Below are 24,653 nucleotides of genomic sequence, written 5' to 3' on the forward strand. Positions count from 1 at the left end.
ATTGAGTATGAGTAGGCCGGGTAAGCGAAGCGCCACCCGGCATTTTAAGGAGCTTAAATCTCGACCTGGGTTCCCAGCTCGATCACGCGGTTAGGCGGGATCTCAAACTGGTCCGGCGCACGCAGGGCGTTTCGCTGCAGAATAAGGTACAGCTTGCCGCGCAGGCGCAAATACCACGGACGTTTACCGATAATCAGCGACTCATGCGACATAAAGAACGATGTTTCCATCATGCGGCAGCTTAAGCCTTCCAGACCGCAGCGGTGGAAGACCTCTTCCACGTTCGGCGTCTCACGCCAGCCGTAGCTCGCCACCACGCGCCAGAAGGTTGGCGACAGTTGTTCAATTTGAACACGGCGCACATTGTGAACATACGGTGCATCTTCGGTGCGCAGGGTCAGCAGGATAACCCGCTCATGCAGCACCTTGTTGTGCTTGAGGTTATGCATCAATGCGAACGGAATAACGTTCAACGCACGAGACATATACACCGCCGTGCCCGGTACGCGAACCGGTGGGGATTTCTCCAGCGAGGCAATCATCGCCTCCAGGGAGTTTCCGTGTTCATGCATACGACGCAGCAGACGGAAACGCTCGCTTTTCCACGTGGTCATCACAATGAACATCAACAGACCAAGCGTCAGCGGCAGCCAGCCGCCGGAGACAATCTTATCGAGGTTTGCCGAGAACAGCGGTACGTCGATGCACAGGAAGCCCACCAGAATCATCGCCACGAGGAACTTGTTCCAGTGCCAGTTTCGGTACGCCACCGTGGTGGAAAGAAGCGATGTCAGCACCATGGTGCCTGTTACCGCAATACCGTACGCCGCGGCCAGGTTGCTGGAGTGCTCAAAGCTGACGATCACGATCACCACAGCAAAATAGAGCAGCCAGTTAACAAACGGGATGTAGATCTGGCCCGATTCCATCTCTGAGGTATGGATGATACGCATGGGAGAGAGATACCCCAGACGCACAGCCTGGCGCGTCAGAGAGAACACGCCGGAAATGACCGCCTGAGAAGCGATAACGGTGGCCAGCGTGGCCAGAATAAGCATCGGCACCAGCGCCCAATCCGGGGCCAGCAGGAAGAAGGGGTTTTTAATCGCTTCCGGGTTTTTCAGCAGCAGCGCCCCCTGCCCGAAGTAGTTCAATACAAGCGATGGCAGGACAACTAAAAACCACGCCACGCGAATCGGCAGTTTGCCGAAGTGCCCCATATCTGCATACAGCGCTTCAACACCGGTAATAGAGAGCACAACGGCGCCGAGCGCCACGAAGGAAACGACTTTGTATTCAAGGAAGAAATGGATAGCCCAGTATGGGTTCAGCGCCTGCAGAACCTCCGGGTTGCCAATAACTCCGCGCAAACCGAGCGCCGCCAGAATCAGGAACCAGGCCAGCATAATCGGTGCGAACAGTTTCCCCACCAGCCCGGTACCGTGCTTCTGGATAATAAACAGCAACGTCAGAACGATTATCGCCAGCGGAACCACCCACGTATCAAGCTGCGGTGCGATAATCTCAAGCCCCTCAATCGCCGAAAGCACCGAGATAGCAGGCGTGATGACCACTTCCCCATAGAAGAAGCTGCCACCAATCAGGCCAATAATAACCAGTACCGACGTCATTCTGGCCGAGGTGTTGCGCCCCGCAAGGGACATCAGGGTCAGGATCCCCCCCTCACCTGCGTTATCTGCACGCATCACAAAGGAGAGGTATTTAACAGAAACCACCAGGATCAGCAGCCAGAAGATGAGGGACAGGAAGCCAAATACGGCATCGCGTTCAACACCAAAGCCAAACTGGCCGGACAGACATTCACGAAGCGTATAAAGCGGGCTGGTGCCGATATCACCGTAGACAACCCCGATCGCCGCAAGCGTAATTGCGGGTAATGATTGCTTATTATCAGTGCTCATAGACTAGTCTTTTCGTTTAAATAACAAATGTGTTCCTGTTCCCTTGGTCCACAAAAAGCGCACAGTATGCACGATTCGTTGCAAAATCGAACCCCTAAATGCAACCGCATTAATGTAGCGCAAAGAAAATTGCGCCGCACTTCAGCCTATTACCAGCCCTGACTGAAACGTCTATACTCGCTTCAATTAGCCGCCACGACGGCGAAAGGATGCAAAAACTATTATGGCTCACTCACATTTATTAGCAGAAAGAATTTCCCGTCTCAGCAGCGCACTGGAGAAAGGTCTTTTCGAACGCAGTCACGCCATCCGCCTCTGTTTACTGGCGGCGTTGAGCGGTGAAAGCGTATTTCTGCTTGGCCCGCCGGGCATTGCCAAAAGCCTGATTGCCCGTAGGCTGAAATTTGCCTTTCAGAATGCACGCGCCTTCGAATACCTAATGACCCGCTTTTCCACCCCTGAAGAGGTTTTCGGCCCGCTGTCTATCCAGGCGCTGAAAGATGAGGGGCGCTATCAACGCCTTACCGAGGGGTATCTGCCGGAAGCAGAGATTGTTTTTCTCGATGAGATCTGGAAAGCGGGACCGGCCATTCTGAATACCCTGCTCACGGCGATTAACGAACGTCGGTTCCGTAACGGCGCCAGCGAAGAAAAAATCCCGATGCGCCTGCTGGTGGCCGCCTCGAACGAACTTCCCGAAGCCGACAGCAGCCTTGAAGCGCTGTATGACCGCATGCTGATCCGCCTGTGGCTGGACAAAGTGCAGGATAAATCGAACTTCCGCTCCATGCTGACCAGCCAGCAGGATGAAAATGAAAACCCGGTAGCCGCTTCACTGCAGGTCACGGACGAGGAGTATCAGCAGTGGCAGGTGGATATCGGCAAAATCACACTGCCGGACGCGGTCTTTGAGCTGATCTACCAGCTCCGTCAGCAGCTTGATCTCCTTCCTTCTGCACCTTATGTTTCCGACCGTCGCTGGAAAAAAGCAATCCGTCTGCTGCAGGCCAGCGCCCTGTTCAGCGGGCGCGACGCGGTTGCCCCTATCGATCTGATCCTGCTGAAAGACTGTCTCTGGCACGATGCCGAAGGGATGAATCTGATGCAGCAGCAGCTTGAAATATTGATGACCGGACACGCCTGGGGCCAGCAATCAATGCTCAACCAGCTTGGGGCGATAGCCCAACGGCGCATTCAGCTACAGCAGCAGCAAAGTGATAAAACAGCACTGAAGGTGAACCGTCTTGGCGGCATGTTCGCCCGTAAACCGCACTACGAACTGCCCGCTGAGCTGACCAGCCCAACGCTGACGCTGCTTCTCCAGCAGCCGCTTAAACTCCATGACATGCAGGTGGTGCACATTACGCTTGAGCGTGACGCGCTGGCCCAGTGGCTTGATAAGGGCGGAGAGATCCGCGGTAAGCTTAACGGTATAGGCTTTGCACAGCCGCTGAATATGGAAGTGGACAGCAGTCAGCACCTGGTGATCCGCGACGTAAGCCTACAGGGGTCACGCCTTGCCCTCCCGGGAAGCGCCTCTGACAGCGTGCCGGAAGAGATCACGCAGCAGCTGGAGGCGCTGGATACCGAATGGCATCAGCAGCATACGCGCTTCAGCGAACAGCAAAAGTGCCTCTTTATTCACAGCGACTGGTTAGGTCGCATTGAAGCCAGCCTGCAGGATGTGAGCGCGCAGATCAAACAGGCTCGTCAATGCTAACGCTGGATACGCTTAACGTCATGCTGGCCGTCAGCGAAGATGGGTTGATCGAAGAGGTGATTATTACTCTTCTGGCGTCTCCTCAGCTGGCGGCTTTTTTTGAAAAATTCCCGAAGCTAAAAAAAGCGATGACGGACGATCTCCCGCGCTGGCGGGACAACCTGCGACAGCGGTTTAAAGAGACCGAAGTGCCACAGGAGTTAACCGAAGAGGTGGCCTGCTATCAGCAGTGCCAGCGCCTTTCCACGTCGCAGTTTATTGTTCAGATCCCGCAAACCCTGACGTTACTCGATAAAGTACACTCCCCATTTGCCAGCCAGGCCCGGGCGCTGGTCACCGATAACGCCACCTTCACCCCCGCCTTACACACACTCTTTTTACAGCGCTGGCGCCTCAGCCTTGTGGTTCAGGCCACGACGCTGAACCAGCAACTGCTGGATGAAGAGCGTGAACAATTGCTCAGCGAAGTTCAGGAACGCATGACCTTAAGCGGTCAGCTGGAGCAGGTACTGGTAGAGAATGAAAACGCTGCCGGACGTCTCTGGGATATGAGTGCAGGCCAAATCAGGCGTGGGGATTATCAGCTGATTGTCCGGTATGGTGATTTCCTGGCGCAGCAGCCCGAGCTGATGAAGCTTGCGGAACAGCTGGGTCGCTCAAGGGAGGCTAAATCGGTCCCAAAGAAGGATGCCCCGATGGAAACCTTCCGCACCCTGGTGCGGGAACCGGCCACTGTGCCGGAACAGGTGGATGGGCTCCAGCAAAGCGATGACATTTTACGCCTGCTGCCTACGGAGCTGAGCACGCTCGGGATGACCGAGCTGGAATATGAGTTTTATCGTCGGCTGGTGGAAAAACAGCTTCTGACCTATCGCCTGCATGGCGAAGCCTGGCGCGAAAAAATCAGTCAACGTCCGGTGGTCCATCAGGATTTTGATGAGCAACCGCGCGGCCCATTTATTGTTTGTGTGGATACATCTGGATCGATGGGCGGTTTCAACGAACAGTGTGCCAAAGCGTTCTGCCTGGCGCTGATGCGCGTGGCGCTCGCTGACCGGCGTCGCTGCTTTATCATGCTCTTTTCCAGCGAAGTGGTCAGCTATGAGCTGACCCATCAGCAGGGTATTGAGCAGGCGATCCGCTTTTTAAGCCAGCGTTTTCGCGGCGGTACCGATCTGGCCAGCTGTTTTCGCAGCATTGTGGAACGTATGCAGGGCGGCGACTGGTACGACGCTGACGCGGTGGTGATTTCCGATTTTATTGCCCAGCGGCTGCCGGATGACGTGGTGAATAAAGTGAAGGAGTTACAGCGGGTGCATCAGCACCGTTTCCACGCAGTGGCGATGTCCGCCCATGGAAAACCCGGCATCATGCGCATCTTCGATCATATCTGGCGCTTTGATACCGGGTTGCGTAGCCGCCTGCTCAGGCGCTGGCAGCGTTAATTACAGAAGCGAGCTGACGCTTTCGCGTACCTGCTGCGGCCAGACACCACACTGCACCTGACCAATATGCGACAGTTGCAGCAGCAGCATGGTCAGACGGGACTGGCCGATGCCGCCGCCAATGGTCTGCGGCATCTCACCGCGCAGCAGCGCCTGGTGCCATTCCAGCGTGAGACGATCTTCATCACCGGTCACCGCCAGCTGGCGTTTCAGCGCATCAGCATCCACGCGGATCCCCATTGAGGAGAGTTCAAACGCATCTTCCAGCACCGGGTTCCAGACCAGAATATCGCCGTTCAGACCAGCAAATTCGCCCTCGCTCATGGTGCTCCAGTCATCATAATCCGGTGCACGAACATCATGACGTTTACCATCCGACAGCTTACCGCCGATCCCCATCAGGAAGACGGCACCCAGTTCTTTAGCGATCGCACGTTCACGACCTTTAGCATCCAGATCCGGGAAACGACTCAGCAACTCCTGGCTGTGAACAAAGTGGATCGATTCCGGCAGGAACGGTGCCAGACCAAACTCTTTGCTTACGGCCGCTTCGGTCGCTTTGATCCCGGCGTAGATCGCCTCAACGGTGGATTTCAGCGTGCCGACATGGCGCTCGCCATCACCCATTACGCGCTCCCAGTCCCACTGGTCAACGTAAACAGAGTGAATGGCAGACAAGCGGTCTTCATCGGGGCGGAGAGCTTTCATGTGCGTGTAGAGTCCTTCGCCCGCGCTGAAGTCGTGCTGTCCCAGGGTTTGACGCTTCCACTTCGCGAGGGAATGAACCACTTCGAACTGGGCGTCTGGCAGTGTTTTCACTTTCACCTGCACCGCTTTTTCGCATCCGGACAAGTTATCCTGCGTCCCATCACCCACGCGGCTGAGAATCGGTGCCTGAACTTCAATCAGACCCAGCTTCTCTTCCAGCTGGCGGGAAAAATGGGATTTAACGAAACTGATCTGGCGTTGTTTTGCGATATAAGCGGTTTTCATTATTTATACTCCTGCGTCCTGTTGGTATTGATTAAGCAACAGAAAAGGCATTCAATTCAATAATCAAACAACAAAAAGCCACCTTCACTTTTGATTCGTTAAAATTTAACGCTAGAATAGAGTGATTCATTAATCTTCATAAGAAAAAGCTATGGAAAATTATCAGATCGATAATCTGGACCGCGGCATCCTGGAGGCGTTAATGGCCAATGCCCGTACCGCCTATGCCGAACTGGCGAAGCAGTTTGGCGTCAGCCCGGGGACGATTCACGTTCGTGTAGAGAAGATGAAACAGGCGGGGATCATTACCGGGGCTCGTATCGATGTCAGCCCAAAACAGCTGGGCTATGACGTCTGCTGCTTTATTGGCATTATTCTTAAAAGCGCAAAAGATTATCCTTCCGCGCTGGCGAAGCTGAACGCGCTCGATGAAGTCACAGAGGCGTACTACACCACCGGCCACTACAGCATCTTTATCAAGGTGATGTGTCGATCCATAGATGCCCTGCAGCAGGTACTTATCAACAAGATCCAAACAATCGATGAAATTCAGTCCACCGAGACGTTGATCTCCCTGCAAAACCCGATCATGCGTACCATTCGCCCCTGATCGGGCAAATCCATACCCACATTTTCCACAGGTAGATCCCAGCCCGTTCACAGCGTACAATGATCCCCTCTTTATCTGAGCGAGCGATCAATGGCGGACATTACCCTTATCAGTGGCAGCACCCTTGGCGGCGCGGAATATGTAGCGGAACATCTGGCTGAGAAGCTGGAGGATGCGGGATTTTCCACACAAACGCTGCACGGGCCTTTGCTTGAAGATCTCCCGACTGATGGGGTCTGGCTGGTGATCACCTCCACGCATGGCGCAGGCGATCTTCCGGATAACCTGCAACCTTTATATGACGAACTGCAGGAACAGCAGCCAGACCTGTCAAACGTGCGTTTTGGCGCAGTGGGTATTGGCAGCCGTGAATATGACACCTTCTGCGGTGCTATAGAGAAAGTGGAAGCCGCTGTCACCGCCTGCGGAGCTAAACAGGTGGGTGAAACGCTGAAGATCAACATCCTCGATCATGATATTCCGGAGGATCCGGCTGAGATCTGGCTGGGTGAATGGAAAAATTTACTCAAAAACGATTAAAGATCGCGCGAACAGATGTGGATAACTCTGGTTAAAAGCTCGTATTAAGCAGTAGTTATCCAAAGAACAACGTTGAAGTCGTTTTTGCCCTGTGTATAAAGTCGCGATCTGATCCCAGCTTATACGGGCCAGGATCACCGATCATTCACAGCAAACGATCCTTTCTAACCCCATGATCTTATTTATGAGATCGGACTTATCCACAAAGGTCCGCGATCCTAATAAGAGATCACAATAGAACAGATCTCTAAATAAAAAGATCTTCTTTTTAATAGCCCAGGATCCCAATGCTTTCTCGAAAGACTAAAGTTGAGTAGAATCCACGGCCCGGGCTTCAATCCATTTTCATACCGCTTTACGCGAGGCAGACCACCATGTTTTATCAGGATCCTTTTGACGTCATCATCATTGGCGGGGGTCACGCAGGCACTGAGGCCGCAATGGCCGCAGCGCGAATGGGTCAGCAGACCCTGCTTTTGACACACAATATCGACACGCTGGGACAAATGTCCTGTAATCCGGCGATTGGCGGCATTGGGAAAGGACACCTGGTAAAAGAAGTGGATGCACTTGGCGGCCTGATGGCGAAAGCGATCGATCACGCAGGCATTCAGTTTAGGATACTAAACGCCAGTAAAGGCCCCGCTGTCCGTGCGACCCGCGCTCAGGCAGACCGGGTACTTTATCGTCAGGCGGTGCGTACCGCCCTGGAGAACCAGCCGAACCTGATGATCTTCCAGCAGGCAGTGGAAGATCTTATCGTGGAGAACGATCGTGTCGTTGGCGCGGTTACCCAGATGGGGCTCAAATTCCGCGCCAAAGCGGTTGTTCTGACCGTCGGGACATTCCTGGACGGTAAGATCCATATCGGTCTGGATAATTACAGCGGCGGACGTGCTGGCGATCCGCCATCTATCCCACTGTCACGCCGTCTGCGTGAACTGCCGCTGCGTGTCAGCCGTCTGAAAACCGGTACTCCACCGCGTATTGATGCGCGCACCATTGATTTCAGCGTGCTGGCACAACAGCACGGCGATAACCCAATGCCGGTCTTCTCGTTCATGGGCAATGCAGCGCAGCATCCGCAGCAGGTACCGTGCTATATCACGCATACCAACGAAAAAACCCATGACGTGATCCGCAATAACCTCGATCGCAGCCCGATGTACGCCGGCGTGATCGAAGGGATCGGCCCACGCTATTGCCCGTCGATCGAAGACAAAGTCATGCGCTTTGCCGATCGTAACCAGCACCAGATCTTCCTGGAGCCTGAAGGGCTGACCTCGAACGAAATCTATCCGAACGGCATCTCCACCAGCCTGCCGTTCGATGTGCAGATGCAAATTGTTCGCTCAATGCAGGGGATGGAGAATGCGAAAATCGTTCGCCCTGGCTACGCTATTGAGTACGATTTCTTCGATCCGCGTGACCTGAAGCCAACCCTGGAGAGCAAATTCATCCACGGTCTGTTCTTCGCAGGTCAGATTAACGGCACCACCGGTTACGAAGAAGCTGCTGCACAGGGCCTGCTGGCCGGTCTGAACGCCGCCCGTTTCTCTGCCGAGAAAGAGGGCTGGGCTCCGGCGCGTTCTCAGGCTTATCTGGGCGTGCTGGTCGACGATCTCTGCACGCTGGGCACCAAAGAACCGTACCGTATGTTTACCTCTCGCGCGGAATATCGCCTGATGCTGCGCGAAGATAACGCCGACCTGCGTCTGACCGAAATGGGTCGTGAGCTGGGTCTGGTGGATGACGAACGCTGGGCGCGCTTCAACGAGAAACTGGAGCGCATTGAGCAGGAACGTCAGCGCCTGAAAACGACCTGGGTTAATCCGCAGGCTGAAACCGCTGCGGAAGTGAACGCTCACTTAACTGCGCCGCTCTCGCGCGAAGCCAGCGGTGAAGATCTGCTGCGTCGCCCGGAAGTGACCTATGAGAATCTGGTGAAACTCACCGCCTTTGCCCCGGGTCTTGAAGACGCTGAAGCGGCAGAGCAGGTTGAGATCCAGGTTAAATACGAAGGTTACATCGCGCGTCAGCAGGATGAGATCGAAAAGCAGCAGCGTAACGAAAACACGCTGCTGCCGGAAATGCTGGACTATCGTCAGGTGACGGGGCTGTCCAACGAGGTGATCGCCAAACTGAACGATCACAAACCGGTGTCGATCGGCCAGGCCTCCCGCATCTCGGGCGTTACCCCAGCAGCGATTTCAATTCTGCTGGTGTGGCTGAAAAAGCAGGGCATGCTGCGCCGCAGCGCGTAATATGTGTAATTCGCCCGGTGGCGCTGCGCTTACCGGGCCTACAGAACTCCGTAGGGCGGGTTAGCTAAGCGTCACCCGCCACTTAAGTCTCTCAACAGGTATTCACCGTGCTCAATAAACTCTCTCGTCTGCTGGATCAGGCAGGTATTTCGCTCACCGATCACCAGAAAAATCAGCTGGTGGCCTATGTCGATATGCTGAACAAATGGAATAAAGCGTACAACCTCACCTCCGTACGCGACCCCAACGAGATGCTGATTCGCCATATTCTCGATAGCATTGTGGTTGCGCCGTACCTGAACGGTGAGCGCTTTATCGATGTGGGCACGGGTCCTGGCCTGCCGGGTATTCCCCTGTCAATTGTCCGCCCGGAAAGCCATTTCACGCTGCTGGATAGCCTTGGCAAGCGCGTGCGTTTTTTGCGCCAGGTACAGCATGAGCTGAAGCTTGAGAACATCACACCTGTGCAAAGCAGGGTAGAGGAGTTTCCGGCAGAGCCACCGTTCGACGGGGTTATCAGCCGTGCGTTTGCTTCGCTTAATGACATGGTGAGCTGGTGTAAGCACTTACCGGCAGAGAATGGCCGTTTTTATGCGCTGAAAGGGCAGTTGCCCGGCGATGAAATTGAACAGCTTCCGGACGGTTTTGCCGTCGAGTCCATTGAGAAATTACAGATTCCTCAGCTCGAAGGCGAACGTCATCTGGTGATAATTAAGCCAAACAATTTTTAAAAATTTAATAAAAAATGTGGAATTTGTGCTGTTCTGTCAGTGTTAAAAAACAGCACAACACAACGGATTTTGCCGGAGAGAATTTAACCGTGTTTTTACTAAGGGTTTTCTAATGGTTAACTTCCTCACCATTGTTCACCCTGAAGATAATCAACCACGAAAATATCAGCCTGCTAAAAGTGGAAAGCAGCAACCAGAATGCAATGTTAAATATTTATTAAGAATGTCAATAAAAGGTTTTTATTGTATACGGGGCTGTTTTGAAAATAGTTGCGACATTTTATCTTTAATTTCAGAAAGATGAAATTAAGCGATTTACGAGTTTGATAAATACAACCTTATCGCAAATGTGTATTTTGTGATCTCGTGCACGCTTTGTAGTCAACGTTTTCGCGCTGTTTGCAGTTTTGCTCGAAGGTCGGGGCTTTCATCAAAAGTTGAAAAATAGCGGCGGGGAAAAATATTTAAACATTTATTCACCTTTTCGCTACTTAATGTTTGAAATCACGGGTGCGCACCGTATAATTTGACCGCTTTTTGATGCTTGACTCTGAGCCTTAAAGGACGTTTTATACGACACGCGGCATACCTCGAAGGGAGCAGGAGTAAAAACGTGATGTCTGTGTCGCTCTTGAGTAGAAACGTTGCTCGTAAGCTTCTGTTCATTCAGTTTCTGGCTGTGATAGCAAGTGGACTGCTGTTTAGCCTCAAAGACCCCTTCTGGGGCATCTCCGCCGTGTGCGGGGGTTTGGCGGTTGTGCTGCCAAACGTGTTGTTTATGATTTTTGCCTGGCGTCATCAGGCGCATACACCTGCCAAAGGCCGCGTGGCCTGGTCCTTCGCCCTCGGCGAAGTGTGTAAGGTGTTGCTGACCTTTGCTCTACTGGTGATGGCGCTGGCGGTTTTGAAAGTGGTATTCATGCCGCTGATAGCTACGTGGGTTTTGGTGCTGGTGGTACAAGTTCTGGCTCCAGCTGTAATCAATAACAAAGGGTAAAAGGCATCATGGCTTCAGAAAATATGACGCCGCAGGATTACATAGGTCACCATCTGAATAACCTTCAGCTGGACCTGCGTACATTCTCGCTGGTGGATCCGCATAACCCCCCGGCCACCTTCTGGACGATCAACATCGACTCCATGTTCTTCTCGGTGGTTTTGGGTCTTCTGTTCCTGGCCATGTTCCGCGGTGTTGCTAAAAAGGCGACCAGCGGTGTTCCAGGGAAATTCCAGACGTTCGTTGAGATGATCATCGGCTTCGTCCATGGCAGCGTGAAAGACATGTACCATGGTAAGAGCAAGCTGATTGCGCCACTGGCACTGACCGTGTTCGTGTGGGTCTTCCTGATGAACCTGATGGACCTTCTGCCTATCGATTTCCTGCCGTGGATTGGCGAGCATGTCTTCGGTCTGCCTGCTCTGCGCGTGGTTCCGTCTGCTGACGTGAACATCACCCTGTCGATGGCGCTGGGCGTGTTTATCCTGATTCTTTTCTACAGCATCAAAATGAAAGGCGTAAGCGGCTTTGTGAAAGAGCTTACCTTGCAGCCGTTCAACCACTGGGCGTTTATTCCGGTCAACCTGATCCTGGAAGGCGTTAGCCTGCTGTCCAAACCTGTTTCACTGGGTCTGCGACTGTTCGGCAACATGTATGCGGGTGAGCTGATTTTCATTCTGATCGCGGGGCTTCTGCCGTGGTGGTCACAGTGGGTTCTGAATGTGCCGTGGGCCATTTTCCACATCCTGATCATTACGCTGCAAGCCTTTATCTTCATGGTTCTGACGATCGTCTATCTGTCGATGGCGTCTGAAGAGCACTGATTTTTTACCAACACTACTACGTTTTAATTGAAACAAACTGGAGACTGTCATGGAAAACCTGAATATGGATCTGCTGTACATGGCTGCCGCTGTGATGATGGGTCTGGCGGCTATCGGTGCTGCGATCGGTATCGGCATCCTCGGGGGCAAATTCCTGGAAGGCGCTGCGCGTCAACCTGATCTGATTCCTCTGCTGCGTACTCAGTTCTTTATCGTTATGGGTCTGGTGGATGCTATCCCAATGATCGCTGTAGGTCTGGGTCTGTACGTGATGTTTGCTGTCGCGTAGTAGTTGTTTTAAAACCCCAAGCCACAGAAATTTAAGAGGTATTGTGCTGTGAACATGAACGCAACAATCCTCGGCCAGGCCATCGCGTTTATTATCTTTGTCTGGTTCTGCATGAAGTATGTATGGCCGCCTTTAATGGCTGCCATCGAAAAACGTCAGAAAGAAATTGCTGACGGTCTGGCTTCTGCAGAACGTGCAAAGAAAGATTTGGACCTTGCACAGGCCAACGCGACAGACCAGCTGAAAAAAGCGAAAGCGGAAGCTCAGGTAATCATCGAACAGGCTAACAAACGCCGTTCTCAGATCCTGGACGAAGCCAAAGCTGAAGCAGAACAGGAACGTACTAAGATCGTGACACAGGCTCAGGCTGAAATTGAAGCTGAGCGTAAACGTGCTCGTGAAGAACTGCGTAAGCAGGTTGCGATTCTGGCTGTTGCTGGCGCCGAGAAGATCATCGAACGTTCCGTGGATGAAGCTGCTAACAGCGACATCGTGGACAAACTTGTCGCTGAACTGTAAGGAGGGAGGGGCTGATGTCTGAATTTGTTACGGTAGCTCGCCCCTACGCCAAAGCAGCTTTTGACTTTGCTGTCGAACACCAAAATGTCGATCGCTGGCAGAATATGCTGGCGTTTGCCGCTGAGGTGACGAAAAACGAACAAATGGCCGAGTTGCTTTCTGGTGCATTAGCACCTGAAACCCTCGCCGCGTCGTTCATCGCCGTGTGCGGAGAGCAACTGGATGCCAACGGTCAGAACCTGATTAAGGTAATGGCAGAAAATGGTCGTCTCCGTGTGCTCCCGGATGTTCTCGAGCAGTTTGAGCACTTACGTGCCCTTAGTGAAGCTACTGCTGAAGTTGAAGTAACTTCTGCGACTGAACTGAGTCATGAACAGCTTGCGAAAATTACCGCCGCGATGGAAAAACGTCTGTCACGCAAAGTTAAGCTGAATTGCAAAATCGATAAGTCTGTAATGGCAGGCGTAATCATCCGCTCGGGTGATATGGTCATTGATGGCAGCGTACGCGGCCGTCTTGAGCGCCTTGCAGACGTCTTGCAGTCTTAAGGGGACTGGAGCATGCAACTGAATTCCACCGAAATCAGCGAACTGATCAAGCAGCGCATTGCTCAGTTCAATGTTGTGAGCGAAGCTCATAACGAAGGTACTATTGTTTCTGTAAGTGACGGTGTTATCCGCATCCACGGCCTGGCCGATTGTATGCAGGGTGAGATGATTTCCCTGCCGGGTAACCGTTACGCTATCGCACTGAACCTGGAGCGCGACTCCGTAGGTGCAGTTGTGATGGGTCCATACGCTGACCTCGCCGAAGGCATGAAGGTTAAGTGTACTGGCCGTATTCTGGAAGTTCCGGTTGGCCGTGGCCTGCTGGGTCGTGTTGTTAACACCCTGGGTGCACCAATCGACGGTAAAGGTCCGGTTGAGCACGATGGCTTCTCTCCAATCGAAGTTATCGCACCGGGCGTTATCGACCGTCAGTCCGTAGATCAGCCTGTTCAGACGGGTTATAAGTCCGTTGATGCCATGATCCCAATCGGTCGTGGTCAGCGTGAACTGATCATCGGTGACCGTCAGACCGGTAAAACCGCGATGGCTATCGATGCCATCATCAACCAGCGTGACTCCGGCATCAAATGTGTGTACGTGGCTATCGGCCAGAAAGCGTCCACCATTTCTAACGTGGTTCGTAAACTGGAAGAGCACGGCGCGCTGTCTAACACCATCGTTGTTGTGGCTACCGCTTCTGAATCTGCTGCACTGCAATACCTGGCGCCATACGCTGGTTGTGCAATGGGTGAATACTTCCGTGACCGCGGTGAAGATGCACTGATCGTATACGATGACCTGTCTAAACAGGCTGTTGCTTATCGTCAGGTTTCCCTGCTGCTCCGTCGTCCACCAGGACGTGAAGCGTTCCCTGGCGACGTATTCTACCTCCACTCTCGTCTGCTGGAGCGTGCTTCCCGCGTTAACGCGGAATACGTCGAGAACTTCACCAAAGGTGAAGTGAAGGGTAAAACGGGCTCTCTGACCGCGCTGCCGATCATTGAAACCCAGGCGGGTGACGTTTCTGCGTTCGTTCCGACCAACGTAATCTCCATTACCGATGGTCAGATCTTCCTGGAAACCAACCTGTTTAACTCCGGTATTCGTCCGGCGGTTAACCCGGGTATCTCCGTATCCCGTGTAGGTGGTGCTGCTCAGACCAAGATCATTAAGAAACTGTCCGGTGGTATCCGTACCGCGCTGGCACAGTATCGTGAACTGGCTGCGTTCTCTCAGTTCGCATCCGATCTGGACGAAGCAACCCGTAAACAGCTGAGCCACGGTCAGAAAGTGACCGAGCTGCTGAAGCAGAAACAGTACGCACCAATGTCTGTTGCTCAGCAGGGCCTGGTACTGTTCGCGGCTGAACGCGGTTACCTCGAAGATGTGGAACTGGCGAAAATCGGTAGCTTCGAAGCCGCTCTGCTGGCTTACGTCGACCGTGATCACGCTCCGCTGATGCAAGAGATCAACCAGACCGGTGGCTATAACGACGAAATCGAAGGCAAGCTGAAAGCTATCCTCGATTCCTTCAAAGCAACCCAATCCTGGTAATCGTCCGGCGGCTTGTCTCAGGACAAGCCGCCTGGCATTGAGGAGAAGCTCATGGCCGGCGCAAAAGAGATACGTAGTAAGATCGCAAGCGTCCAGAACACGCAAAAGATCACTAAAGCGATGGAGATGGTCGCCGCTTCCAAAATGCGTAAATCGCAGGATCGCATGGCGGCCAGCCGTCCTTATGCAGAAACCATGCGCAAAGTGATTGGTCACCTTGCAAACGGTAATCTGGAATATAAGCACCCTTACCTGGAAGAACGCGACGTTAAGCGCGTGGGCTACCTGGTGGTGTCGACCGACCGTGGTCTGTGTGGCGGCTTGAACATTAACCTGTTCAAAAAACTGCTGGCGGATATGAAAGGCTGGTCCGATAAAGGCGTTCAGTGCGACCTCGCATTGATCGGCTCTAAAGGCGTCTCTTTCTTTAACTCCGTTGGTGGCAACATTGTCGCTCAGGTGACCGGTATGGGTGATAACCCGTCCCTGTCCGAACTGATCGGCCCGGTTAAAGTGATGTTGCAGGCCTATGATGAAGGCCGTCTGGACAGACTGTACGTTGTCAGCAACAAATTTATTAACACCATGTCTCAGGTGCCAACGCTCACTCAGATGCTGCCTTTACCGGCTTCAGAAGATGACGAGCTGAAACAGAAAGCCTGGGATTACCTGTATGAACCCGATCCGAAACCGCTGTTGGATACCCTGCTGCGTCGTTACGTTGAATCTCAGGTTTATCAGGGCGTTGTAGAAAACCTGGCCAGCGAGCAGGCCGCACGAATGGTGGCGATGAAAGCCGCGACCGATAATGGCGGCAGCCTGATTAAAGAGCTGCAGTTGGTTTACAACAAAGCTCGTCAGGCCAGCATTACTCAGGAACTCACCGAGATCGTCTCGGGGGCCGCCGCGGTTTAACCAGGTTTACGAATTACGTAGAGGATTCAAGATGGCTACTGGAAAGATTGTCCAGGTAATCGGCGCCGTGGTGGACGTCGAGTTCCCTCAGGACGCCGTACCACGCGTGTACGACGCGCTTGAGGTACAGAATGGTAACGAGAGCCTGGTGCTGGAAGTTCAGCAGCAGCTCGGCGGCGGTATCGTGCGTACCATCGCGATGGGGTCTTCCGACGGTCTGCGTCGTGGTCTGGAAGTTAAAGACCTTGAGCACCCGATCGAAGTCCCGGTAGGTAAAGCAACACTGGGTCGTATCATGAACGTATTGGGTCAGCCAATCGACATGAAAGGCGACATCGGTGAAGAAGAGCGTTGGGCTATCCACCGCGCGGCACCTTCCTACGAAGAGCTGTCCAGCTCTCAGGAACTGCTGGAAACCGGTATCAAAGTTATCGACCTGATGTGTCCGTTTGCGAAGGGCGGTAAAGTTGGTCTGTTCGGTGGTGCGGGTGTAGGTAAAACCGTAAACATGATGGAGCTGATCCGTAACATCGCGATCGAGCACTCCGGTTACTCCGTATTTGCGGGCGTAGGTGAACGTACTCGTGAGGGTAACGACTTCTACCACGAAATGACCGACTCCAACGTTCTGGACAAAGTATCCCTGGTTTACGGCCAGATGAACGAGCCACCAGGAAACCGTCTGCGCGTTGCGCTGACTGGTCTGACGATGGCTGAGAAGTTCCGTGACGAAGGCCGTGACGTTCTGCTGTTCGTTGATAACATCTACCGTTACACCCTGGCCGGTACGGAAGTATCTGCACTGCTGGGTCGTATGCCTTCAGCGGTAGGTTATCAGCCTACGCTGGCGGAAGAGATGGGTGTTCTTCAGGAACGTATCACCTCTACCAAAACCGGTTCTATCACTTCCGTTCAGGCGGTATACGTACCTGCGGATGACTTGACTGACCCATCTCCAGCAACCACCTTTGCGCACTTAGATGCAACCGTGGTACTGAGCCGTCAGATCGCGTCTCTGGGTATCTACCCGGCCGTTGACCCGCTGGACTCCACCAGCCGTCAGTTGGATCCACTGGTTGTTGGTCAGGAACACTACGACACCGCGCGTGGCGTACAGTCCCTGCTGCAGCGTTACCAGGAACTGAAAGACATCATCGCCATCCTGGGTATGGATGAACTGTCTGAAGAAGACAAACTGGTGGTAGCACGTGCGCGTAAGATCCAGCGCTTCCTGTCCCAGCCGTTCTTCGTTGCGGAAGTATTCACCGGTTCTCCAGGTAAATACGTTTCCCTGAAAGACACCATCCGTGGCTTTAAAGGCATCATGGAAGGCGAATACGATCACCTGCCAGAGCAGGCGTTCTACATGGTTGGTTCCATCGAAGAAGCTGTGGAAAAAGCCAAAAAACTTTAACGCCTTAATCGGAGGGTGATATGGCAATGACTTACCACCTGGACGTCGTCAGCGCAGAGCAACAAATGTTCTCTGGTCTGGTCGAGAAAATCCAGGTAACGGGTAGTGAAGGTGAACTGGGTATCTTCCCGGGTCACGCACCGCTGCTCACCGCCATTAAGCCTGGTATGATCCGCATCGTTAAACAGTTCGGTCACGAAGAGTTCATCTATCTGTCCGGCGGCATTCTTGAAGTGCAGCCTGGCAGTGTGACCGTTCTGGCCGATACCGCTATTCGTGGCCAGGATCTCGACGAAGCGCGAGCCCTGGAATCGAAGCGTAAGGCTGAAGAGCACATTAGCAGCTCTCATGGTGACGTGGATTACGCTCAGGCGTCTGCGGAGCTGGCCAAAGCGATCGCCAAACTGCGCGTTATCGAGTTGACCAAAAAAGCGATGTAACACCGGCTTGAAAAGCACAAAAGCCAGTCTGGATACCAGGCTGGCTTTTTTTTCGTCCTTAATTCATGACGAAAAAGATGTAGAATTTTAAGCACCAAACGTTTTTACTTCTCACTCAAACTACCGTCAGGATGCGTATGTCAAACAGTGCGATGAGCGTGGTGATCCTTGCCGCAGGCAAAGGTACCCGCATGTATTCCGATCTGCCTAAAGTGCTTCATACACTGGCAGGAAAGCCAATGGTGCAGCATGTTATTGATGCAGCAAATGAATTGGGCGCTCGCCAGGTTCACCTGGTCTATGGCCACGGCGGCGATCTGCTTAAAAAGTCGCTGAGCGATGACAAGCTCAACTGGGTGCTTCAGGCTGAACAGCTGGGAACCGGCCACGCAATGCAGCAGGCAGCACCGTTCTTTGCCGATGACGAAGACATTCTGATGCTCTACGGCGATGTTCCGCTGATCTCCATCGACACACTGACTCGCCTGCGTGAAGCCAAACCGCAGGGCGGTATCGGTTTATTAACCGTCGTGCTGGACGATCCGACCGGCTACGGCCGCATCACCCGTGAAAACGGCAACGTCACGGGTATCGTTGAACATAAAGACGCCAGCGAAGCACAGCGCCAGATTCAGGAGATCAACACCGGTATCCTGATGGCTAACGGCGCGGACATGAAGCGCTGGCTGTCTAAGCTCAACAACAACAACGCGCAGGGTGAATACTACATCACCGACATCATTGCGATGGCGTACCAGGAAGGGCGTGAGATTGCGGCGGTTCACCCGGCGCGTATCAGCGAAACCGAAGGGGTGAATAACCGCCTTCAGCTTTCCCGTCTGGAGCGTGTTTATCAGTCCGAACAGGCCGAAAAACTGCTGCTGGCCGGCGTGATGCTGCGCGATCCGGCGCGTTTCGATCTGCGTGGAACGTTAACGCACGGGCGCGACGTTGAAATTGATACTAACGTTATCCTGGAAGGTAACGTCACACTGGGTAACCGCGTCAAAATTGGTGCGGGCTGTGTGATCAAAAACAGCATCATCGGTGATGATTGCGAAATTAGCCCATACAGCGTGGTGGAAGATGCCCGTCTTGACGCTGCGTGCACTATTGGGCCGTTCGCGCGTCTGCGCCCGGGGGCTGAGCTGCTGGAAGGCTCACATGTTGGAAACTTCGTTGAGATGAAAAAAGCGCGTCTGGGTAAAGGCTCTAAAGCCGGTCATTTGACCTATCTGGGCGATGCGGAAATTGGCGACAACGTGAATATTGGCGCAGGAACGATTACCTGCAACTATGACGGCGCGAATAAGTTTAAAACCATCATCGGTGATGATGTGTTTGTTGGTTCCGACACTCAGCTGGTGGCGCCTGTTACCGTGGGTAACGGCGTAACGATTGCCGCCGGGACAACCGTTACGCGCGATATCGCCGAAAACGAACTGGTATTAAGCCGTGTGCCGCAGGTGCACAAGCAGGGCTGGAAACGCCCTGTGAAGAAGAAGTAACGGATTTACCCCTCACCCTAACCCTCTCCCCAAAGGGAGAGGGGATCGTTCGGTGCGGTGTTTTTCTCCCTCGCCCCTTTGGGGAGAGGGCCGGGGTGAGGGGATAATATAATCCTCCCCCCACAAGCAGTACCCATAACAATAACCCCACTCTCTACAAGGCTCGGGGTGCCCGGAAAGGGCAAATACAGGTCAGCGACAACGCATGGCATAACGCCATAATCAGGAAATCTAACTATGTGTGGAATTGTTGGCGCAGTTGCGCAGCGTGATATTGCTGAAATCCTTCTCGAAGGTTTACGTCGTCTGGAATACCGTGGCTACGACTCTGCCGGTCTGGCAGTAGTGGATGCAGAAGGTCATATGACCCGTCTGCGTCGCCTCGGTAAAGTGCAGATGCTGGCCCAGGCCGCGGAAGAACACCCGCTGCACGGTGGCACCGGTATTGCGCATACCCGCTGGGCGACACACGGCGAACCGTCTGAAGGCAACGCGCACCCGCATGTGTCTGAACACATCGTGGTCGTGCATAACGGCATTATCGAAAACCACGAACCGCTGCGCGAAGAACTGAAAGCGCGCGGCTATATCTTCGTTTCTGAAACCGATACCGAAGTGATTGCGCACCTGGTGCACTGGGAGCTGGCACAGGGCGGCACGCTACGTGACGCGGTGCTGCGCGCAATCCCACAGCTGCGCGGTGCGTACGGTACGGTGATCATGGACTCCCGCGATCCGTCCACCCTGCTGGCGGCGCGTTCCGGTAGTCCAATGGTTATCGGTATGGGCATGGGCGAAAACTTTATCGCTTCTGATCAGCTGGCGCTCCTGCCGGTCACCCGCCGCTTTATCTTCCTGGAAGAGGGTGATATCGCAGAAGTGACTCGCCGCAGCGTGACGGTATTTGATACCAAAGGCGAGCAGGTGAAGCGCCCTGAAATTGAATCCAATCTGCAGTACGACGCGGGCGACAAAGGCGCTTACCGTCACTACATGCAGAAAGAGATTTATGAGCAGCCAAACGCCATCAAAAACACCCTGACTGGTCGTATCAGCCACGGCGAAGTGGACCTGAGCGAACTGGGTGCCAACGCAAACGAGCTGCTCAGCAAGGTTGAGCACATTCAGATTGTGGCCTGCGGTACCTCCTACAACTCCGGGATGGTCTCTCGCTACTGGTTTGAATCGCTGGCTGGCGTGCCGTGCGATGTGGAAATCGCCTCTGAATTCCGCTACCGCAAATCCGCCGTGCGTCGTAACAGCCTGATGATCACCCTTTCTCAGTCTGGCGAAACGGCAGATACCCTGGCGGCGCTACGTCTCTCTAAAGAGCTGGGTTACCTGGGATCGCTGGCTATCTGTAACGTGCCGGGCTCATCGCTGGTGCGTGAATCCGATCTGGCGCTGATGACCAAAGCGGGCACTGAAATCGGCGTGGCCTCCACCAAAGCGTTTACCACGCAGCTGACGGTTCTGCTGATGCTGGTGGCGAAACTGGCGCGTCTGAAAGGGCTGGATGCTTCTGTTGAGCATGACATCGTTCATGGTCTGCAGGCACTGCCAAGCCGTATTGAGCAGATGTTGTCTCAGGATAAGCGCATTGAAGCCCTGGCTGAAGATTTCTCTGACAAGCACCACGCCCTGTTCCTCGGCCGTGGCGACCAGTACCCTATTGCGCTGGAAGGCGCGCTGAAGCTGAAAGAGATCTCCTACATCCACGCTGAAGCCTACGCGGCAGGCGAGCTAAAACACGGCCCGCTGGCGCTGATTGACGCGGATATGCCGGTTATCGTTGTGGCACCTAACAACGAACTGCTGGAAAAACTGAAGTCCAACATTGAAGAAGTTCGCGCCCGCGGTGGTGTACTGTACGTCTTCGCTGATAAGGACGCCGGTTTTGCCAGCAGCGACAACATGCACATCATCGAGATGCCGCACGTAGAAGAGGTTATTGCCCCTATCTTCTACACAGTGCCGCTGCAGTTGCTGGCTTACCACGTTGCGCTGATCAAAGGCACCGACGTTGACCAGCCGCGTAACCTGGCGAAATCGGTCACCGTAGAATAATCCCTCCAGGCTCCACCTTCGGGTGGAGCTTTTTTACCCTGCCTGGTTTGTTTTTAATCAACGCATTCGCGTTTTTATTTATGACAATCTGTCATCTTAAGCTACTTTTTTCAGTGTCACATAAAGAAAATATTTCTGAAAAGTTGTTGTCATGATTGTGGCTAACATGATGATAAATCAGGAATCTTTCGCTGGTTTTTAAGCTAAATTTCCATTGTCATAAAACTGTCATAATTCGTACATTTATCTGTCACCTGTTTGTCCTATTTTGCTCATCGTAGCCACTTAAACAATGATTTACGAAATCCTTGCAGGAGACATTATGAAAGTTATGCGTACCACTGTCGCAACTGTTGTCGCCGCGACCTTATCTCTGAGCGCTTTCTCTGTATTCGCAGAAGCAAGCCTGACTGGCGCTGGTGCAACCTTCCCTGCGCCGGTGTATGCCAAATGGGCGGATACCTACCAGAAAGAAACCGGTAACAAGGTTAACTATCAGGGTATCGGCTCCTCCGGTGGCGTGAAACAAATTACCGCAAACACCGTTGATTTCGGCGCATCCGACGCTCCGCTGTCTGATGACAAACTGGCTCAGGAAGGCCTGTTCCAGTTCCCGACCGTAATCGGTGGTGTGGTTCTGGCGATCAACCTGCCGGGCGTGAAGTCGGGTGAGCTGGTGCTGGACGGCAAAACCCTGGGTGATATCTACCTGGGCAAAATCAAAAAATGGGATGACGAAGCCATCGCTAAGCTCAACCCTGGCCTGAAGCTGCCTTCTCAGAACATCGCCGTGGTTCGCCGCGCGGATGGTTCTGGTACCTCTTTCGTCTTCACCAGCTACCTGGCGAAGGTGAACGAAGAGTGGAAATCTAAAGTCGGTTCCGGCTCTACCGTTAACTGGCCAACCGGTTTGGGCGGTAAAGGGAACGACGGTATCGCCGCGTTCGTACAGCGTCTGCCGGGCTCTATCGGTTACGTAGAATATGCGTACGCCAAGCAGAACAACCTGTCCTACACCAAACTGGTTTCTGCTGATGGCAAACCTGTCAGCCCGACTGAAGAGAACTTTGCCAACGCTGCAAAAGGCGCTGACTGGAGCAAATCCTTCGCTCAGGACCTGACTAATCAGAAAGGTGAAGACGCGTGGCCAATCACCTCTACCACCTTCATTCTGGTTCACAAAGAGCAGAAGAAACCTGAGCAGGGTGCAGAAGTGCTGAAGTTCTTCGACTGGGCATACAAAAACGGCGGCAAACAGGCTAATGACCTGGATTATGCCAGCCTGCCAGACAGCGTGGTTGAGCAGATTCGTGCTGCATGGAAAACCAACGTGAAAGACAGCAGCGGTAAAGCGCTGTACTAACAGGATATATTTAACGAAGATGGCGGGTGGCGCTACGCTTACCCGCCCTACGGTTAACGCTGTAGGCCCGGTAAGCGTCAGCGCCACCGGGCATATTCGTAAAACGTCTCAAACAGAAGAGTAATTTATGGCTGCAACCAAGCCTGCATTTAACCCTCCGGGTAAAAAAGGTGACATGATTTTCAGCGCGCTGGTAAAACTGGCTGCGCTGATTGTGCTATTGCTACTGGGCGGCATTATCGTGTCTCTGATTTTCTCCTCCTGGCCGAGCATTCAGAAATTCGGTTTCTCCTTCCTGTGGACCAAAGAGTGGGACGCGCCGAATGATATCTACGGTGCGCTGGTGCCGATTTACGGCACGCTGGTCACCTCGTTCATCGCCCTGCTGATTGCAGTTCCGGTAAGCTTTGGTATCGCCCTGTTCCTGACGGAACTGGCACCGGGCTGGCTGCGACGCCCGCTGGGTATCGCCATTGAACTGCTGGCGGCCATTCCAAGTATCGTGTACGGCATGTGGGGTCTGTTTATCTTTGCGCCACTGTTTGCCACGTATTTCCAGGAGCCGGTGGGTAATGTTCTTTCCGCTATTCCGTTTGTGGGGGCGCTGTTCTCCGGCCCGGCATTCGGTATCGGTATTCTGGCGGCTGGTGTGATCCTCGCCATCATGATTATTCCGTACATTGCGGCAGTTATGCGCGATGTGTTCGAACAAACCCCGGTGATGATGAAAGAGTCGGCTTACGGCATTGGCTGCACCACCTGGGAAGTGATCTGGCGTATCGTTCTTCCGTTCACCAAAAATGGGGTGATTGGGGGCGTGATGCTGGGCTTAGGGCGTGCGTTGGGTGAGACCATGGCGGTGACCTTTATCATCGGTAACACCTACCAGCTCGACAGTGCCTCGCTCTATATGCCGGGTAACAGTATTACCTCCGCACTGGCGAACGAATTCGCCGAAGCGGAATCCGGGCTGCACGTGGCGGCGCTGATGGAGCTGGGTCTGATCCTGTTCGTGATTACCTTCATCGTACTGGCGATCTCCAAGCTGATGATCCTGCGTCTCGCGAAAAATGAGGGGGCACGCTAATGGCAACTCTCGAAATGCAAAGCCCTGCTCAGCTTGCGGAATCCCGCCGCAAAATGCAGGCGAAGCGTCGTTTTAAAAACCGTATCGCGCTGACGCTCTCGATGGCGACGATGGCATTCGGTCTGTTCTGGCTGATCTGGATCCTCTTCTCTACCGTGGTTCGCGGTATCGACGGCATGTCTCTGGCGCTGTTCACCGAAATGACGCCTCCGCCGAACACGGCGGGTGGTGGACTGGCGAACGCCCTGGCAGGCAGCGGATTGCTGATCCTGTGGGCGACGGTATTCGGTACGCCGCTTGGCATCATGGCGGGTATCTATCTGGCGGAATATGGCCGTAAATCCTGGCTCGCAGAAGTGATTCGTTTCATTAACGACATTCTGCTCTCTGCGCCGTCTATTGTGGTGGGTCTGTTTGTTTACACCATTGTTGTGGCACAAATGGAACACTTCTCCGGCTGGGCGGGTGTGATTGCGCTGGCGCTGCTGCAGGTGCCTATCGTCATTCGTACCACCGAGAACATGCTCAAACTGGTGCCGGACAGTCTGCGTGAAGCGGCGTATGCGCTGGGTACACCAAAGTGGAAAATGATCTCCGCGATTACGCTTAAAGCCTCTGTCTCCGGGATCATGACCGGTATTCTGCTGGCCATTGCCCGTATCGCGGGTGAAACGGCACCGCTGCTGTTTACCGCCCTCTCCAACCAGTTCTGGAGCACGGACATGATGCAGCCGATCGCCAACCTGCCGGTGACGATCTTTAAATTTGCGATGAGCCCATTCGCGGAATGGCAGCAGCTGGCCTGGGCCGGGGTGCTGATCATCACCCTTTGCGTATTGTTGCTGAACATTCTGGCGCGCGTCATTTTCGCGAAGAAGAAACACGGTTAAATTTTTACGGCGC

22 protein-coding genes are annotated in these 24,653 nt (G+C 53.6%); 20 read left to right on the top strand and 2 right to left on the bottom strand.

What is annotated here, in order from left to right; all coding sequences use genetic code 11:
• Window positions 1–53: 53 nt before the first annotated feature.
• A complete protein-coding gene (gene kup / locus ECL_RS25610; RefSeq protein WP_013099398.1) occupies window positions 54–1,922 on the bottom strand; it encodes a low affinity potassium transporter Kup in 1,869 nt (622 codons plus the stop codon).
• A 223-nt stretch (window positions 1,923–2,145) separates the two neighbouring features.
• On the opposite strand from kup, the gene ravA reads away from it, so the two are divergent.
• Both ravA and viaA read left to right on the top strand, forming a co-directional pair.
• Window positions 2,146–3,642: an ATPase RavA gene (ravA, locus tag ECL_RS25615; protein ID WP_013099399.1), complete on the top strand. Its 1,497-nt coding sequence runs from the start codon at window positions 2,146–2,148 to the stop codon at window positions 3,640–3,642.
• Entirely contained in the window at window positions 3,636–5,087 is a 1,452-nt protein-coding gene (gene viaA, locus ECL_RS25620; RefSeq protein WP_013099400.1) for an ATPase RavA stimulator ViaA, read from the top strand. Before ravA ends, viaA begins: the two co-directional genes overlap by 7 nt.
• Here viaA and asnA read toward each other — a convergent pair whose 3' ends face one another.
• Window positions 5,088–6,080: an aspartate--ammonia ligase gene (gene asnA / locus ECL_RS25625; protein WP_013099401.1), complete on the bottom strand. Its 993-nt coding sequence runs from the start codon at window positions 6,078–6,080 to the stop codon at window positions 5,088–5,090.
• A gap of 151 nt (window positions 6,081–6,231) precedes the next feature.
• Between asnA and asnC the strand changes: the two genes are divergently transcribed.
• The 18 genes from asnC (at window position 6,232) to pstA (ending at window position 24,640) form a co-directional block, all read left to right on the top strand.
• The gene (gene asnC, locus ECL_RS25630) at window positions 6,232–6,690 is read left to right on the top strand and encodes a transcriptional regulator AsnC (protein WP_008500198.1); all 459 of its coding nucleotides are present in this window, start codon (window positions 6,232–6,234) and stop codon (window positions 6,688–6,690) included.
• 90 nt (window positions 6,691–6,780) lie between these two features.
• A complete protein-coding gene (mioC, locus tag ECL_RS25635) occupies window positions 6,781–7,230 on the top strand; it encodes an FMN-binding protein MioC (protein ID WP_013099402.1) in 450 nt (149 codons plus the stop codon).
• Window positions 7,231–7,604: 374 nt separating this feature from the next.
• Window positions 7,605–9,494 carry a tRNA uridine-5-carboxymethylaminomethyl(34) synthesis enzyme MnmG gene (gene mnmG, locus ECL_RS25640; RefSeq protein WP_008500196.1) on the top strand — a complete coding sequence of 630 codons (1,890 nt, stop codon included), beginning with the start codon at window positions 7,605–7,607 and terminating at the stop codon, window positions 9,492–9,494.
• Between the two features lie 107 nt (window positions 9,495–9,601).
• Window positions 9,602–10,225: a 16S rRNA (guanine(527)-N(7))-methyltransferase RsmG gene (gene rsmG, locus ECL_RS25645; RefSeq protein ID WP_013099403.1), complete on the top strand. Its 624-nt coding sequence runs from the start codon at window positions 9,602–9,604 to the stop codon at window positions 10,223–10,225.
• Window positions 10,226–10,841: 616 nt separating this feature from the next.
• Window positions 10,842–11,222: a F0F1 ATP synthase subunit I gene (gene atpI / locus ECL_RS25650; RefSeq protein WP_008500194.1), complete on the top strand. Its 381-nt coding sequence runs from the start codon at window positions 10,842–10,844 to the stop codon at window positions 11,220–11,222.
• Window positions 11,223–11,230: 8 nt separating this feature from the next.
• Window positions 11,231–12,046 carry a F0F1 ATP synthase subunit A gene (atpB, locus tag ECL_RS25655; RefSeq protein ID WP_013099405.1) on the top strand — a complete coding sequence of 272 codons (816 nt, stop codon included), beginning with the start codon at window positions 11,231–11,233 and terminating at the stop codon, window positions 12,044–12,046.
• A gap of 49 nt (window positions 12,047–12,095) precedes the next feature.
• A complete protein-coding gene (gene atpE / locus ECL_RS25660) occupies window positions 12,096–12,335 on the top strand; it encodes a F0F1 ATP synthase subunit C (protein WP_000429386.1) in 240 nt (79 codons plus the stop codon).
• Window positions 12,336–12,383: 48 nt separating this feature from the next.
• Window positions 12,384–12,854 carry a F0F1 ATP synthase subunit B gene (atpF, locus tag ECL_RS25665; protein WP_013099406.1) on the top strand — a complete coding sequence of 157 codons (471 nt, stop codon included), beginning with the start codon at window positions 12,384–12,386 and terminating at the stop codon, window positions 12,852–12,854.
• Window positions 12,855–12,868: 14 nt separating this feature from the next.
• On the top strand, window positions 12,869–13,402 hold the full coding sequence (gene atpH, locus ECL_RS25670) for a F0F1 ATP synthase subunit delta (RefSeq protein WP_013099407.1): 534 nt from the start codon (window positions 12,869–12,871) through the stop codon (window positions 13,400–13,402).
• A 12-nt stretch (window positions 13,403–13,414) separates the two neighbouring features.
• On the top strand, window positions 13,415–14,956 hold the full coding sequence (atpA, locus tag ECL_RS25675; RefSeq protein ID WP_003862367.1) for a F0F1 ATP synthase subunit alpha: 1,542 nt from the start codon (window positions 13,415–13,417) through the stop codon (window positions 14,954–14,956).
• Window positions 14,957–15,007: 51 nt separating this feature from the next.
• Window positions 15,008–15,871 (top strand): F0F1 ATP synthase subunit gamma, encoded by an 864-nt coding sequence (gene atpG / locus ECL_RS25680; RefSeq protein WP_003862364.1) that lies wholly within the window; start codon window positions 15,008–15,010, stop codon window positions 15,869–15,871.
• A 31-nt stretch (window positions 15,872–15,902) separates the two neighbouring features.
• Entirely contained in the window at window positions 15,903–17,285 is a 1,383-nt protein-coding gene (gene atpD, locus ECL_RS25685) for a F0F1 ATP synthase subunit beta (RefSeq protein WP_003862362.1), read from the top strand.
• Window positions 17,286–17,305: 20 nt separating this feature from the next.
• Window positions 17,306–17,725, top strand: coding sequence for a F0F1 ATP synthase subunit epsilon (locus ECL_RS25690; RefSeq protein ID WP_006177560.1), 420 nt, complete (start codon window positions 17,306–17,308; stop codon window positions 17,723–17,725).
• 137 nt (window positions 17,726–17,862) lie between these two features.
• On the top strand, window positions 17,863–19,233 hold the full coding sequence (gene glmU, locus ECL_RS25695) for a bifunctional UDP-N-acetylglucosamine diphosphorylase/glucosamine-1-phosphate N-acetyltransferase GlmU (RefSeq protein ID WP_013099408.1): 1,371 nt from the start codon (window positions 17,863–17,865) through the stop codon (window positions 19,231–19,233).
• A 237-nt stretch (window positions 19,234–19,470) separates the two neighbouring features.
• Window positions 19,471–21,300: a glutamine--fructose-6-phosphate transaminase (isomerizing) gene (gene glmS, locus ECL_RS25700; protein ID WP_013099409.1), complete on the top strand. Its 1,830-nt coding sequence runs from the start codon at window positions 19,471–19,473 to the stop codon at window positions 21,298–21,300.
• Window positions 21,301–21,622: 322 nt separating this feature from the next.
• Entirely contained in the window at window positions 21,623–22,663 is a 1,041-nt protein-coding gene (pstS, locus tag ECL_RS25705) for a phosphate ABC transporter substrate-binding protein PstS (protein ID WP_013099410.1), read from the top strand.
• 127 nt (window positions 22,664–22,790) lie between these two features.
• Window positions 22,791–23,750: a phosphate ABC transporter permease PstC gene (gene pstC, locus ECL_RS25710; RefSeq protein ID WP_013099411.1), complete on the top strand. Its 960-nt coding sequence runs from the start codon at window positions 22,791–22,793 to the stop codon at window positions 23,748–23,750.
• Window positions 23,750–24,640, top strand: a complete 891-nt coding sequence (gene pstA, locus ECL_RS25715; protein ID WP_013099412.1) for a phosphate ABC transporter permease PstA — start codon at window positions 23,750–23,752, stop codon at window positions 24,638–24,640. Before pstC ends, pstA begins: the two co-directional genes overlap by 1 nt.
• Window positions 24,641–24,653: the final 13 nt, after the last annotated feature.

This window comes from Enterobacter cloacae subsp. cloacae ATCC 13047 (assembly GCF_000025565.1).
GTDB lineage: Bacteria > Pseudomonadota > Gammaproteobacteria > Enterobacterales > Enterobacteriaceae > Enterobacter > Enterobacter cloacae.

Excerpts from the sequence above, each read along its gene's own strand:
- glmS (WP_013099409.1), top strand. The coding sequence starts at position 19,471 with ATGTGTGGAATTGTTGGCGCAGTTGCGCAGCGTGATATTGCTGAAATC.
- atpH (WP_013099407.1), top strand. The coding sequence starts at position 12,869 with ATGTCTGAATTTGTTACGGTAGCTCGCCCCTACGCCAAAGCAGCTTTT.
- atpD (WP_003862362.1), top strand. The coding sequence starts at position 15,903 with ATGGCTACTGGAAAGATTGTCCAGGTAATCGGCGCCGTGGTGGACGTC.
- atpI (WP_008500194.1), top strand. The coding sequence starts at position 10,842 with ATGTCTGTGTCGCTCTTGAGTAGAAACGTTGCTCGTAAGCTTCTGTTC.
- pstS (WP_013099410.1), top strand. The coding sequence starts at position 21,623 with ATGAAAGTTATGCGTACCACTGTCGCAACTGTTGTCGCCGCGACCTTA.
- viaA (WP_013099400.1), top strand. The coding sequence starts at position 3,636 with ATGCTAACGCTGGATACGCTTAACGTCATGCTGGCCGTCAGCGAAGAT.
- mioC (WP_013099402.1), top strand. The coding sequence starts at position 6,781 with ATGGCGGACATTACCCTTATCAGTGGCAGCACCCTTGGCGGCGCGGAA.
- atpG (WP_003862364.1), top strand. The coding sequence starts at position 15,008 with ATGGCCGGCGCAAAAGAGATACGTAGTAAGATCGCAAGCGTCCAGAAC.
- asnC (WP_008500198.1), top strand. The coding sequence starts at position 6,232 with ATGGAAAATTATCAGATCGATAATCTGGACCGCGGCATCCTGGAGGCG.
- mnmG (WP_008500196.1), top strand. The coding sequence starts at position 7,605 with ATGTTTTATCAGGATCCTTTTGACGTCATCATCATTGGCGGGGGTCAC.
- kup (WP_013099398.1), bottom strand. The coding sequence starts at position 1,922 with ATGAGCACTGATAATAAGCAATCATTACCCGCAATTACGCTTGCGGCG.
- glmU (WP_013099408.1), top strand. The coding sequence starts at position 17,863 with ATGTCAAACAGTGCGATGAGCGTGGTGATCCTTGCCGCAGGCAAAGGT.
- pstA (WP_013099412.1), top strand. The coding sequence starts at position 23,750 with ATGGCAACTCTCGAAATGCAAAGCCCTGCTCAGCTTGCGGAATCCCGC.
- atpE (WP_000429386.1), top strand. The coding sequence starts at position 12,096 with ATGGAAAACCTGAATATGGATCTGCTGTACATGGCTGCCGCTGTGATG.
- pstC (WP_013099411.1), top strand. The coding sequence starts at position 22,791 with ATGGCTGCAACCAAGCCTGCATTTAACCCTCCGGGTAAAAAAGGTGAC.
- asnA (WP_013099401.1), bottom strand. The coding sequence starts at position 6,080 with ATGAAAACCGCTTATATCGCAAAACAACGCCAGATCAGTTTCGTTAAA.
- atpA (WP_003862367.1), top strand. The coding sequence starts at position 13,415 with ATGCAACTGAATTCCACCGAAATCAGCGAACTGATCAAGCAGCGCATT.
- ravA (WP_013099399.1), top strand. The coding sequence starts at position 2,146 with ATGGCTCACTCACATTTATTAGCAGAAAGAATTTCCCGTCTCAGCAGC.
- atpB (WP_013099405.1), top strand. The coding sequence starts at position 11,231 with ATGGCTTCAGAAAATATGACGCCGCAGGATTACATAGGTCACCATCTG.
- ECL_RS25690 (WP_006177560.1), top strand. The coding sequence starts at position 17,306 with ATGGCAATGACTTACCACCTGGACGTCGTCAGCGCAGAGCAACAAATG.